This window comes from Cetobacterium sp. ZWU0022 (assembly GCF_000800875.1).
Taxonomy (GTDB): Bacteria; Fusobacteriota; Fusobacteriia; order Fusobacteriales; family Fusobacteriaceae; genus Cetobacterium_A.
Window position 1 is genome coordinate 1 of record NZ_JRJZ01000090.1, and the last position, 12,853, is coordinate 12,853.

Here is a 12,853-nt window from a genome sequence, read left to right on the forward strand (position 1 = left end):
ACGCTGAAAGTACTTGGGGGGCAGCCCCCTGGGAGGATAGGAAGTTGCCAATCTTTTTTTTATACCCAAAAATTGGAGGCCAAGCCATATGTTGAAGCAAAAAAAAGTAAAATTAATATATAATCCTGTATCTGGTGGAGGAAAAATATTAAAAGAATTGGATAAAATTTTTGCAATATATCAAGAATTTGGATACGTGGTAGATATTTTTAGAATATCTAAAGGTTGCAAAAGGGAGAGTATTTTAGAAGAGATAGAAAGTTATGACCATTTTTTAATATCTGGTGGAGATGGGACAATTAATAGCTTTGTAAATATCTTGAAAAGAAACAACATAGAGATTCCAATTGCAATTCTTCCAACAGGGACCGCAAATGATTTTGCAAATGTAATTGGAATGCCAAAAGATATTGAAAAGGCTTGTAAAAAGATTTTAACTAGTCAGCCGAAAGATATAGATTTAGGAAGAATAAATGAAAAGTATTTTATAAATATAGCAAGTATAGGTGTTTTTTCAACAATTTCACAAACTACAGATAGAGCAATGATAAAAACAATGGGAAAGTTAGCTTATGTATTGAACGGAATAAAAGAGATGACAAAAATAAAGAGATTGAAAGTTATATTAGAAAGTAATGAATATACAGCGATAACAGATATTGTATCTATTTTAATTTTTAATGGTAAAAGCGCAGGTAATTTTGAATTAGCATATAACGCGAAGTTAGATGACGGTTATTTTGACATTTTAGTTTTGAAGCCAGATTTTATGATTGATGTTCCAGAGATAAGTGCAGCACTAGCTACAAAAACTCATCTAGAAAAAGATATTCATTCTGTAAAGTATTTTAAAACGAAATCATTAAAAATTGTAGGTGTAGAAAACTATTCGACTGATATAGATGGAGAGACAGGTCCAAAATTACCAGTAGAAATAGAGTGTATTCATAAAGGGTTAAAAGTTTTAGGGATAAGTTAAAAAAAAATTGAAAAGAGTACTAAAAAAATGGTAAAATATTAGAATGAAAATTAAAAAAGGGGATGTAAAAGTGAAAGTGTTTACAGAAGTTCTAATAAATTATTTTCAAAAATTGAATTCTAAACTAATAGATAATAGATTTATAACAGATGTCCAAATGGATAGTAAAAAAGTGACGAAAGGATCGTTATTTATTGCAATAAATAATGGCAATAACTATGTTAGTGAAGCTTTAAAAAATGGAGCTGAATTAGTTATTTGTGACAGAGAAATAGAAGAGTTAAAATATTCAAATGTTATAAAAGTTGAAAATAGTATACAAACTTTACAAGAATTAGCTAAATTATATAGAAAAAAATTGAATCTAAAAGTTATAGCAATAACAGGTAGTGAAGGAAAAACAACAACTAAAGATTTGATCCACGGTATTTTGAAAAAAAAATATAGAGTAAAGAAAACTTTAGGAAATCATAATAATCATATAGGACTACCATATACGATTTTACAATTGAGTAGTGAAGATGAAATAGCTGTTTTAGAAATGGGAATGAGTGATTTAGGAGAGATAGATTTACTTTCGAAAATAGCTCAACCTGATTATGCAGTGATAACTAATATAGGAGATTCTCACTTAGAGTTTTTAAAGAATAGAGATAATGTATTTAAAGCAAAAACAGAGCTTTTAAAATATGTTGATACAAAAAGAACACTACTTTATGGAGATGACCCTTATTTTAAAACTGTAGAGGGGATAAAAGTAGGGTTTGATAAAAATAATAACTACATTATAAACGAAACAAAAGATTTGTATGAGGGAATGATATTTACTCTAAATGAAGAGAAATATTTTCTACCTTTAAATGGATTATACAATGTTATTAACGCATCGTTTGGAATAGCATTAGGTAAAATGTTTAATATGAGCTATACAGAAATAAAAGAGGCGTTAGAATGCATAGAAATCACAGGAATGAGATTTGAAAAAATAATAAAAGATGGAGTTTTATATATAAATGATGCGTATAATGCTAGTCCGGTTTCAATGAAAATGGCACTACAGGCATTCTCATCATTGCCTTTAAATAAACAGAAGGTTGTCGTATTAGCAGATGCTCTTGAACTGGGAGAAAAAGAGATTGAGTATCATATAGAGGTATTGTCAGAGGCTTTAAAACATAATTTTTATAGAATTTTTATTTACGGAGAAAGAATGAAAAAGGCATCTGAAATCTTAAAAAATGAAGCTATAGAGTCTTTCGATAGTAAAAATGAGATAAAGAATGCTATTCAACAGATAGAAAACGTAGGGGTTTTGTTGAAAGGTTCTAGAGGAATGAAACTAGAAGAAATAATTATATCAAAGGAGTAAGAGGGATGCTATATTTATTGGCCGAATATTTTCCAGTTTTGGAGGGGCTTAAATCTATATATTTAAGAAGTTTTTTAGGGTTTATATTGGCGTTTTTGGTTGTTTTAATAACAGGAAAGCCGTTTATACAGTATTTAAAAATAAAGAAGTTTGGTGAATCAATAAGAGAAGAGGGACCAGTAAGTCATTTTTCAAAAAAAGGAACTCCAACAATGGGTGGAATCTTAATAATATTTGGAACGTTGTTAACTTCAGTTTTAATAGGAGATTTATTTAATAAATTTTTAATACTGATGTTTATAATAACAATTCTATTTAGTAGTATAGGTTTTATAGATGATTATAAAAAATTTACGGTAAATAAAAAAGGGCTTTCTGGAAAGAAAAAATTAATGGGGCAATGTTTTATTGCAATATTAACATGGTACTTCATAAAGGAGTTTGGTCTAACGGGAAATAAGGTTTTAGATTTATCTATTGTTAACCCAATGATTTCAAATAGTAATCTGTATTTAGGTGGCACTTTAATGCTGATATTCATAGCTCTAGTTTTAATGGGAACTTCAAATGCAGTGAATATAACAGATGGATTAGATGGACTAGCAATTATGCCGGTAATTATAGGAGCAACAATATTAGGAATAATAGCGTATTTCACAGGTCATATAGAGTTAAGTAATCACCTTAATTTACACTATATCGCAGGAATAGGTGAGCTCTCAGTATTTTTATCAGCTTTAATAGGAGCTGGATTAGGATTCTTATGGTACAATTTCTATCCTGCTCAAATATTCATGGGAGATACAGGATCTCTTACTTTAGGAGGGATATTAGGAGTTGTAGCAATATTATTAAAACAAGAGTTACTTTTACCAGTGATAGGTGGAGTATTTGTTTTAGAAGCAGTATCAGTTATTCTTCAGGTAGGTTCTTTCAAAATGAGGGGAAAAAGAGTTTTCAAAATGGCTCCAATTCATCATCACTTTGAATTAGCAGGATTGCCAGAGACGAAGGTGACGATGAGGTTTTGGATTGCTGCGTTATTCTTAGGAATGCTAGCTTTAGGAATAGTGAGATTAAGAGGAATACTATAATAAGACCACAGTGAAAATCACTGTGGTTTTTGTCGTTTAAAAATAAGGAGGCTTTATAATATGAAAAAAGCTATAGTTTTTGGGGCTGGAGTAAGTGGAAAAGGCTCGAAAGATACTTTAGAGAGAATGGGATATCAGGTATATTTGATTGATGATAAAATATCTATACCCTCAGAAAAAGGAATGGAAATATTAGATAATGAAGAGATAAGTATTTTTGTAAAAAGTCCAGGAGTGCCTTATACAGATTTAATAAAAAAAGCACTTCACTTAAAAATAGAAGTAATAGATGATATAGAGTTGGGATATAGATATAAAATAGAGAATAATATTTCTGGAAAAATAATAGCAATAACAGGAACAAACGGAAAGACAACAGTTACTTCTAAAATTTCAGAACTTTTAGAAAAAGCAGGTTTTAAAAGTAAAGTATGTGGAAATATAGGATTTTCTTTTAGTGAAACAATAAGTAAAAATCCAGAATTAGATTTTTATGTTTTAGAAGCTAGTTCTTATCAATTAGAAAATATTAAAGAGTTTAAAGCAGATATAGCCTTAATAGTTAACTTAGCACCAGATCATCTATCTAGATACAGAGATTTAGATCATTATTATGACACAAAGTTTAATATAGGAAAAAATCAAAAGGAAAACGACTGTTTTATAGTAAATACTTTATGTGTAGAAACACTGAAAAGATTAGATAAGATATCAGGCAAGAAAAAATTTGTAGGGTTAATTAAAAGTGAACTAAATGAAGAGACTTATGTCGAAGACGGATGGGTAGTTTATCAAGATGAAAAAATATTAGACGAAAAACTAGTTGCACTAAAAGGAAAACATAATTTAGAAAACATGCTATTTATAGTTTGTGTAGGGAAAATATTAGGGATTTCAACAGAGATTATAAGAGAGTTTTTATATTCAACAAAAACATTAGAACATAGAATGGAAAACTTCTTTAGTTATGGAAAAGTTGAATTTATAAATGACTCAAAGGGAACTAATATAGATTCAACAAAGTTTGCAGTAGAAGCTTTCCAGAATCCAATTTTAATTTGTGGTGGATATGATAAAGAGTTAGATTTAACACCTTTAGAAATGTTGATAAAAAATAGAGTAAAAGAGGTATATTTAATTGGAGATATTTCAGATAAACTTGAAGAAGGTTTGAAAAAAATAGATTATCCAGAAGAAAAAATATTTAATCTAAAAACTTTAGATAATGCTTTGAAAGTTTTAAAAAATAGATTGAAAAAAGATGAAGAAACAGTGGTGCTATTTTCACCAGCAACATCGAGTTTTGATCAGTTTAAAAACTTTGAAGAAAGAGGAAGAGTTTTCAAAGAGTTAACAAAAAGTTATTTTAGTTAGGAGAAATTTATGGCAAAAAAAATAATAATAACAACAGGTGGAACAGGAGGACATATATATCCTGCTTTAGCCGTAGGAAAAAAGCTTTTAGATAGAGGAATGGAAGTTTTATTTGTAGGAAGTTCGACAAGAATGGAAAAAGATTTGGTTCCAGAGGAGGGGTTTAGATTTTTAGGAATTGATATATACCCTTTTCAAAATTTTAAGAAAATACACTTAAATATAAAGGCTTTTGCACAAGCTTTTAAAATTGTAAAAAAAGAAAATCCTGAAATCATAATAGGTTTTGGGAATTACATTTCGATTCCAGTTTTACTAGCAGGTCTAATTTTGGGAAAAAAAATATATTTACAAGAACAAAATGCAGATTTAGGATTAGCAAATAAAATATTTTATAAAATAGCTAAAACTTGTTTTTTAGCATTTGATACAACTTACGAAGATATCTCTGTGAAAGATCAACATAAATTTTTAGTAACAGGGAATCCATTGAGAGAAGATATCTATGCTATGGATAAAGATACAGAAAGAGAAAGATTAAAAATAGGTAAAGATGAGAAAGTTTTACTTATAACAGGAGGAAGCTTAGGAGCGAAATCTCTAAATGAAGCAGTGATAAAAAATCTAAAAGATATTTATAAAGATAAAAGTATTAGAATTTATTGGGCTACTGGAGATAAGAACTTTAATGAGATAAATGAAAAGCTAGAAGATCAACAGGTAAAGGTAAGTGATATAATAAAACCTTACTTTAATAATATGATAAATATTATGGCAGCAGCAGATTTAGTAGTTTGTAGAGCTGGAGCATTAACAGTATCTGAAATAGTTCAATTAGAGAAACCGTCGATATTGATACCTTATAATTCGATTAAAGTAGGTCAATATCAAAATGCTAAAATTCTTTCTGAAAATGAGGCAGCTCTTCTTTATAGTGATAGCAAGGCTGATGAAGCTATTGAAAAAGCTTTAGAGCTTATAAAAAACGATGAAGAGTTAAATAAGATGAGTAGAAAAGCAAAAAATTTAAAAAAGAGTAATGCAGCAGAAAAAATCGTTGAATGCTTAGATATATGGAGGAGTTAGATGGAGAAGATATACTTTATTGGAATAAATGGAATTGGAATGAGTGGTTTAGCCAAAATAATGAAAATAAAAGGATATGACGTAGCGGGAGCAGATCTTTCTAGAAACTATGTAACAGAGGAGCTAGAGAGTTTAGGTATAAAAGTTTTTGGAGAACACCTAGGAGAAAATGTAGTGGGATCTAATTTAGTTGTGGCTTCAAGTGCAATAAAATCAGAAAACCCAGAGATAAAAAAAGCGAAAGAGCTAGGGATAAAGATAATTAAAAGAGGAGAGTTATTATCTATTTTAATGAATAAAGAAAAAGGAATAGCAGTAGCTGGAACTCATGGGAAAACTACAACGAGTTCTATGTTAGGATCGTTACTTTTAGATATAGACCCAACTATAGTAGTAGGAGGAATTTTACCAGAAATTGGATCGAATTCTAGATGTGGAAAAACAGATATCTTTATAGCAGAAGCTGATGAAAGTGATAACTCATTTTTATATTTAACACCTGAAACATCGATAATAACTAACATAGAAGCGGATCACTTAGAAAATCATGGGTGTTTAGAGAATATAAAAAAATCTTTTGTGCAATTTATGGAACAAACAAAGGGAGAGATTCTAGTTTGTGGAGATTGCCCAGAAGCTTTAGAATTAGCTAAAGGTAGAAAAAATATAAAAACATATAGTATAAATAATGAAAAATCAGATATAATAGCTACAGATATAAGAGTTGAAAATTTTAAAACAAAATTTAAAGTGATAATAGATGGTGAAGAATTTGGTGAGTTTGAACTGTCAATTCCAGGAAATCATAACATACAAAATGCTTTACCAGTTATATATCTAGCAAAAAAGTTTGATATTTCAAAAGAGAGAATAGCTCAAAAATTATTAAAATTTAAAGGTGCTAAAAGAAGATACGATATATTGCACAGTGACAAAATAAGAATAATAGATGATTATGCACATCATCCAACAGAGATAAAGGCAACAATACAAGGAGCTAAAACTATTGAAAAAAATAAAACAATAGCAATATTCCAACCGCATAGATATAGTCGTGTAAACTTCCTTTTAAATGAGTTTAAGGGTAGTTTTGAAGGTGTTGATGAAGTTATACTAATGCCTGTATACAGCGCAGGAGAAAATAACGAATTCGGAGTGACATTAGAAAAGTTAAAAGAAAAGATAGGGCATAAGCATTGCACTATAGTTGAGAAAAATGAAGAGATTGCAAAAATTGTAGCAAGTGAGAAAGAATCAGCGACATTCTTATTTATGGGTGCTGGAAATATCTCAAGCTTAGCTCATACAATAGCAGAGAATATAGGGAGAAATTAGATAATGAAATTACATAAAAATCACGTAATGAAAGAGCACTCTAACATGAAGATAGGAGGAGTAGCGAAAGAGTTTATTGAGGTTGAAAATAGAGATGAGCTAGTAGAGATTCTAAGAGAAAAAAATAAAATTTTTATTTTAGGAAACGGAACAAATACATTGATAAACGATGGGATTTTAGAGACAACATTCATATCTCTTAAAGATATAAACTATATAGATGATAAAGGTGACGGAATCGTTGAGGTTGGCGCAGGGTTAGATTTCTCAGATTTAATAGATTATATGGGAGAAAAAAATTATTCTGGATTAGAAAATTTAGCGGGAATTCCAGGAACTGTTGGTGGATTAGTATTTATGAATGGTGGAGCTCACGGGACAGAGATATTTGATAAAATAATCTCAGTTGAAATTATAGATGAAAACAAAGAGATAAGAAAAATTTCTAAAGAAAATTTAAAGTTTTCGTATAGAGTTACAGAGATAAAAGAGAAGAAATGGGTTGTAGTAAGTGCAACATTTAAATTTGATATAGGATATTTAGCTGAAGTGGTAGACAGATATAAAGTGAAGAGAAGCGAAAATCATCCGTTGAATGAACCGAACTTAGGAAGTACATTTAAAAATCCAGAAGGATATTTTTCAGCAAGATTGATAATAGAAGCAGGACTCCAAGGTGAAATTGTTGGAAATGCTCAAGTATCGATGGTCCATCCTAACTTTATAGTAAATAAAGGAAATGCTAAGTTTATGGATATTATCAATATAATTGAAAAAGTAAAATCTGGTGTAAAGGAAAAAACAGGAATACAACTAGAAGAAGAAATAATAATTGTAAGAGACTAGGAGGAGTATTATAACATGAAGATAGCAGTTGTTATGGGTGGAATTACATCTGAAAGAGAAGTTTCTTTAAGAAGTGGAGCTGCAATATTAAATAGCTTATTAAGACAAGGATATGATGCATATAAAATTGATTTAACACACGAAAATTTAGTGTCAGCATTTTTAGATAATGAATATGACTTAGTTTATTTAGCTCTTCATGGAGAGTATGGAGAGGATGGAAGAGTTCAATCTATACTAGATATGTTAGGGAAGAAATATACGGGTTCTGGAGTTACTGGAAGTGCTGTAGCAATGAATAAGATTTTAACTAAAATAATAGCTAAAGATTTAGGAATTAGAATGGCAAAAACATACTACACAGTAGATGAAATAGATAGTTATCCAGTTGTAATTAAACCTGCTAAAGAAGGTTCGAGTGTAGGTTTATATATTTGTAACACAGAGGAAGAGGCTAGATTGGCATTTGAAAAATTAAAGGATAAAGAACCTTTAATAGAGGAATTTATAAAAGGTGATGAATTAACTGCGGGAGTTTTAAACGGAGAAAAATTAGGCGTAGTAAGAATAAAGCCAAAATCAGGACTATATGATTATGAGTCAAAATATACAGTTGGAAAAACAGAGTATGAATGCCCAGCACAAATAAGTTTAGAAGCTTATGAAGAAGCAGCGGAAGCAGCAAGAAAAATTCATGAAAAATTAGGATTAAAAGGAATTACAAGAAGTGATTTCATACTAAAAGATGGAAAAACATATTTCTTAGAAGTTAATACTTGTCCTGGAATGACAGAAACAAGTTTAGCTCCGAAATTAGCATCACTAAAGGGATATTCATTTGATGATTTAACAAGGATTCTAGTTGAAAGCTGCTAACCATAAAATATAAGAAATAACAGGGAGAGATTCTTGAAAAAAATACTTAAAATTGCTATAATATTGGCACTAACTTTCATTATAATTCAAATAGAAAAAGATTTCAAAAATAGAGAATTTTTTAATATTTCAAAAGTTCAAATTAGTGAGGTTTCAAGAAGTTTAGAATCAGATTTAGAAAAAATAAAGAATGAAATTTTAGGAAAAAATATCAACGATTTAAATTTAGATGGTTTAGAGAAAAAATTACTGAAAGATGTTAGAATTAAAAAAGTAAGTATATCGGAGCAAAATCTAAATGAAATAACAATTGATATTACTGAAAAAGAGAGTAGTTATTATATTCAGCACAAATCTAAGATATATACAATGGATGAAGATGGAACAATTTTTGGAAGACTAGAGGAGTATCCTAAAAAAAGTATGCCGATTCTTATGATTAAGGAGAGTTCTGAAAAGAATAGCCTTTTACAAATTATGCAGAAATTAAAGCAATTGGATTTGAAAGACGAGGTTTCTCAGATTTATGTTGAAAATAAAAATTTAATGTATGTGATTTTAAGAGATGGAACCAAAATAAAAACAGGAACAGAAGTTTCTAAAAATAAGTATGAAATAATGATGAGTCTGTATAAAAGTATAGTTAAAACGAGAGAGATTGATTATATAGATATAAGATTTAAGGATATAGTAGTAAAAGAGAAGGAGGGGAAAGGTGCAAGATAATATTACAAAATTAGCTTTAGATATTGGAAATGGAAAGATAAAGTTTATTTTAGGAGAACTTAGTACAGAAGGATTAAAGTTAAGAGTATTAGATTATTTAGAAGTACCTAGCGAGGGAATAAAAAGATCTGTGGTTGAAGACCCAGAATTGTTAGTTACAAGTATAGCTAAAGGGTTGAAAGAGCTAAAGGAAAGAAACGGAAGAGATTTTGAAGCTGTTTCTTTAGGAATTAGTAGTGATAGAATCCTATCTAAAACAGATCATGGATGTATTGAGTTTGAAGAAAAAGAGATTACAGCTCAAGATATGAATAATTTAGTGGAGTTAGTGAAGGAAAATATACTGAAAGATGACGAAATCGTTATAGAACAAGAAGCTTATAATGTTAGAGTAAATAGTTCTGGGATATTAAAAAATCCAATAGGGCAAGTTGGTAAAAGTATTCAAGGAGATGTTCATCTAATAACAATAAAAAAGGAAGCTTTAGATCCACTAGTAGAAGTTGTTAATAAAGCAGGCTTAGAGATCGAAGATATATTCTTAAATGCTTCAGCATCTGCAAAATCAACATTAGAACAAGAGGATAGACAGATGGGAGTAGCTTTAATCGATATAGGAGAAGGAGTTACAGATATAGCTATCTATAAGAATGATAAGATTATTTATACAAAATCTTTATCAATAGGTGGAATGCACTTTGTAAATGATTTGAGTTATCTTCTAAAAATACCTAAAAAAGAGGCAAAAGAGATTTTAGAGAGATTGAGAGGTAAGCAATCATTTGATGGTTTAATAAGAACTTATAATGGTGAATATAAATTGGATGAGATAAAAGAGATAATAGATGCAAGAACAGGAGATCTAATAAACTTTATCTCAAAAACTATTGAAGAATCAGGATTTAATGGATACTTAGGAAAAGGGCTGGCATTTACTGGTGGAGCTGTCTCTATAGATGAGATTTTCAGTAAGGTTGGAAGCAAAATGGAGTGTGCAGTTAGAAAAGTTAATCCTTTCCCACTAAGAGGACTTGAAAATGTAAACCCTTCAATGTCTACAGTAATAGGTATTTTATTGACAAAACTAGAAACAGAATTCAAAAAGAGAAATGAAATAATAGGTGAAACCTTAGAAAAAGAAGTTGTAACAGAGGAAAAACAAGAGGAAACTTTTGTGGAGCTTCCTATAAATGAGACAGTCTTTAGACAAGAGGACTTTGAAGAGGAGTATGAGGAAGAAGTAGTTACAGATGGTGCTTTAAACAAAATAAAAAAATGGATTTCTAACTTTATATAATAAGGAGCTGTATGAATATGTTTAATAACGAATGTGAAGTAAAGATAAAAGTAATTGGGGCTGGAGGAGCTGGAGGAAACGCTATAAATGATATGATTGCAGCTGGAGTGACAGGTGTAGAATACATTGCAGCAAATACTGATGCTCAAGATTTAAATAACTCTTTAGCAGATATAAGAGTTCAATTGGGAGAGAAATTAACAAGAGGACTTGGAGCTGGAGCAGATCCTGAAGTAGGAAAGCAAGCAGCAGAAGAGGATGTAGAAAAATTAAGAAACTTATTAGAAGAAACAGATATGTTATTTATAACAGCAGGTATGGGTGGAGGAACTGGAACAGGTTCAGCTCCAGTTATTGCTAAAATAGCAAAAGAGATGGGTGTTTTAACTATCGGTATAGTTACAAGACCATTCTCTTTCGAAGGTAGAAAAAGAAAAAATAATGCTGACTTAGGATTATCAAATCTTGAAAAGCATGTAGATTCATTAGTAATCATACCAAATGATAAATTATTTGAATTACCAGAAAAAACAATAACTCTTCAAAATGCTTTTAAAGAAGCAAACAATATCTTAAAAATAGGAATTAAAGGAATCGCTGATCTAATGATTGGTAGAGGTCTTATAAACTTAGACTTTGCAGATATTAAAGCTACAATGCAAAATTCAGGAGTAGCAGTATTAGGATTTGGAGAGGGAGAGGGAGAAAACAGAGTTGCTAAAGCTACTGAAAAAGCTTTATCATCACCTCTTTTAGAGAAGTCTATTATGGGAGCAAGCAAAGTTTTAATAAACATTGCAGGTTCTTCAAACTTAGGACTTATGGAAGCACAAGCAATTGCAAATATAGTAAAAGAAGCAGCTGGAAAAACTGCTGAAGATATCATGTTTGGTATCACTGCAGATGAAACTTACGGAGATAAGATTCAAGTTACAATTATTGCTAATAGTTTTGGTGACGAGCAAGAGAAAACTGAATCATTTATAAATGTAGAAAAAAAAGCTGAAGCTCCAAAGGTAGAGGAAACAGCAGAAGTTAGAGATGAGTTAGATCTTCCACCTTGGATCAGAGCTAACAGATAATATTAATAGTATCAAAAAAAGCTTGTAAAACTTTAAAAATTATGATACTATTAATAATACCCTGCTCAGAATCATTACGTGTTTTGGGCTAAAACCATAGGGAGGAGGTAATAACATGAAAAAGTATGAATTAATGTTCATCATCAATCCAACTATATTAGAGGAAGGAAGAGAAACTGTAATAGCTAAAGTTAACAACATTTTAACTACAGCTGGAGCAACTGTTCTTAAATCTGAGAAGTGGGGAGAGAGAAAGCTTGCTTATCCAATCGATAAGAAGAAAACAGGATTCTACGTACTAACTACTTTAGAGATGGACGGTACTAAGTTAACTGAGGTTGAGTCAAAGCTTAACATAACTGAAGAAGTTATGAGATACATGGTAGTTAAGAACGACTAATTAGACTAAAGAAAACGTTTATTCTCAAATAAGGAGGTTATTAGAATGGCAGAATTCAGAAGAAGAAGAGCTAAATTAAGAGTTAAAGCTGAAGAAATCGATTATAAAAATGTTGATTTATTAAAGAGATTCGTATCTGATAAAGGTAGAATCAATCCTTCTAGAGTAACTGGAGCTAACGCTAAGTTACAAAGAAAGATAGCTAAGGCTGTTAAGAGAGCTAGAAACATCGCTCTTATTCCATACACAAGAGTAGAGAAGTAAAAATAATGAGACTGAGGATTTTATCTTCAGTCTCTTTTTCTATTTCTTATAAAATTATATTTGAACGTAACTACTCAGCTAGTAACTAATAAAGTTTAATAGGAAAGATACTTTTTTCAAATTAA

At 30.1% G+C, this 12,853-nt stretch carries 13 protein-coding genes; all 13 read left to right on the forward strand.

The features are described from left to right. Positions 1-88: 88 nt before the first annotated feature. Positions 89-979: a YegS/Rv2252/BmrU family lipid kinase gene (locus tag L988_RS08020; RefSeq protein ID WP_047383242.1), complete on the forward strand. Its 891-nt coding sequence runs from the start codon at positions 89-91 to the stop codon at positions 977-979. A gap of 43 nt (positions 980-1,022) precedes the next feature. After that, complete coding sequence (gene murF, locus L988_RS08025; RefSeq protein ID WP_052191758.1) at positions 1,023-2,348, forward strand: UDP-N-acetylmuramoyl-tripeptide--D-alanyl-D-alanine ligase; 1,326 nt, start codon at positions 1,023-1,025, stop codon at positions 2,346-2,348. A 5-nt stretch (positions 2,349-2,353) separates the two neighbouring features. Then, the gene (gene mraY, locus L988_RS08030) at positions 2,354-3,442 is read left to right on the forward strand and encodes a phospho-N-acetylmuramoyl-pentapeptide-transferase (RefSeq protein WP_047383245.1); all 1,089 of its coding nucleotides are present in this window, start codon (positions 2,354-2,356) and stop codon (positions 3,440-3,442) included. A gap of 60 nt (positions 3,443-3,502) precedes the next feature. Then, entirely contained in the window at positions 3,503-4,816 is a 1,314-nt protein-coding gene (murD, locus tag L988_RS08035; protein ID WP_047383247.1) for a UDP-N-acetylmuramoyl-L-alanine--D-glutamate ligase, read from the forward strand. 9 nt (positions 4,817-4,825) lie between these two features. Beyond that, positions 4,826-5,902: an undecaprenyldiphospho-muramoylpentapeptide beta-N-acetylglucosaminyltransferase gene (gene murG / locus L988_RS08040; protein WP_047383248.1), complete on the forward strand. Its 1,077-nt coding sequence runs from the start codon at positions 4,826-4,828 to the stop codon at positions 5,900-5,902. Then, a complete protein-coding gene (gene murC, locus L988_RS08045; RefSeq protein ID WP_047383250.1) occupies positions 5,903-7,237 on the forward strand; it encodes a UDP-N-acetylmuramate--L-alanine ligase in 1,335 nt (444 codons plus the stop codon). 3 nt (positions 7,238-7,240) lie between these two features. Further along, a complete protein-coding gene (gene murB, locus L988_RS08050; RefSeq protein WP_047383252.1) occupies positions 7,241-8,083 on the forward strand; it encodes a UDP-N-acetylmuramate dehydrogenase in 843 nt (280 codons plus the stop codon). A gap of 15 nt (positions 8,084-8,098) precedes the next feature. Beyond that, entirely contained in the window at positions 8,099-8,959 is an 861-nt protein-coding gene (locus L988_RS08055) for a D-alanine--D-alanine ligase (protein WP_047383253.1), read from the forward strand. A 33-nt stretch (positions 8,960-8,992) separates the two neighbouring features. Continuing rightward, positions 8,993-9,685, forward strand: coding sequence for a cell division protein FtsQ/DivIB (locus tag L988_RS08060; protein WP_052191759.1), 693 nt, complete (start codon positions 8,993-8,995; stop codon positions 9,683-9,685). Further along, positions 9,675-10,982 carry a cell division protein FtsA gene (gene ftsA / locus L988_RS08065; RefSeq protein WP_047383254.1) on the forward strand — a complete coding sequence of 436 codons (1,308 nt, stop codon included), beginning with the start codon at positions 9,675-9,677 and terminating at the stop codon, positions 10,980-10,982. Before L988_RS08060 ends, ftsA begins: the two co-directional genes overlap by 11 nt. 17 nt (positions 10,983-10,999) lie before the next feature. Continuing rightward, entirely contained in the window at positions 11,000-12,064 is a 1,065-nt protein-coding gene (ftsZ, locus tag L988_RS08070; RefSeq protein ID WP_047383255.1) for a cell division protein FtsZ, read from the forward strand. A gap of 115 nt (positions 12,065-12,179) precedes the next feature. Continuing rightward, a complete protein-coding gene (gene rpsF / locus L988_RS08075) occupies positions 12,180-12,464 on the forward strand; it encodes a 30S ribosomal protein S6 (protein WP_047383256.1) in 285 nt (94 codons plus the stop codon). Positions 12,465-12,509: 45 nt separating this feature from the next. Next, positions 12,510-12,728 carry a 30S ribosomal protein S18 gene (gene rpsR, locus L988_RS08080; RefSeq protein ID WP_023051045.1) on the forward strand — a complete coding sequence of 73 codons (219 nt, stop codon included), beginning with the start codon at positions 12,510-12,512 and terminating at the stop codon, positions 12,726-12,728. The last annotated feature ends 125 nt before the right edge of the window (positions 12,729-12,853 follow it).

Bases quoted from the DNA above. Each gene is read 5' to 3' on its own strand.
- murG (WP_047383248.1), top strand. From the start codon at position 4,826: ATGGCAAAAAAAATAATAATAACAACAGGTGGAACAGGAGGACATATA.
- L988_RS08020 (WP_047383242.1), top strand. From the start codon at position 89: ATGTTGAAGCAAAAAAAAGTAAAATTAATATATAATCCTGTATCTGGT.
- L988_RS08055 (WP_047383253.1), top strand. From the start codon at position 8,099: ATGAAGATAGCAGTTGTTATGGGTGGAATTACATCTGAAAGAGAAGTT.
- mraY (WP_047383245.1), top strand. From the start codon at position 2,354: ATGCTATATTTATTGGCCGAATATTTTCCAGTTTTGGAGGGGCTTAAA.
- murF (WP_052191758.1), top strand. From the start codon at position 1,023: ATGAAAATTAAAAAAGGGGATGTAAAAGTGAAAGTGTTTACAGAAGTT.
- murD (WP_047383247.1), top strand. From the start codon at position 3,503: ATGAAAAAAGCTATAGTTTTTGGGGCTGGAGTAAGTGGAAAAGGCTCG.
- rpsF (WP_047383256.1), top strand. From the start codon at position 12,180: ATGAAAAAGTATGAATTAATGTTCATCATCAATCCAACTATATTAGAG.
- murB (WP_047383252.1), top strand. From the start codon at position 7,241: ATGAAATTACATAAAAATCACGTAATGAAAGAGCACTCTAACATGAAG.
- murC (WP_047383250.1), top strand. From the start codon at position 5,903: ATGGAGAAGATATACTTTATTGGAATAAATGGAATTGGAATGAGTGGT.
- ftsZ (WP_047383255.1), top strand. From the start codon at position 11,000: ATGTTTAATAACGAATGTGAAGTAAAGATAAAAGTAATTGGGGCTGGA.
- rpsR (WP_023051045.1), top strand. From the start codon at position 12,510: ATGGCAGAATTCAGAAGAAGAAGAGCTAAATTAAGAGTTAAAGCTGAA.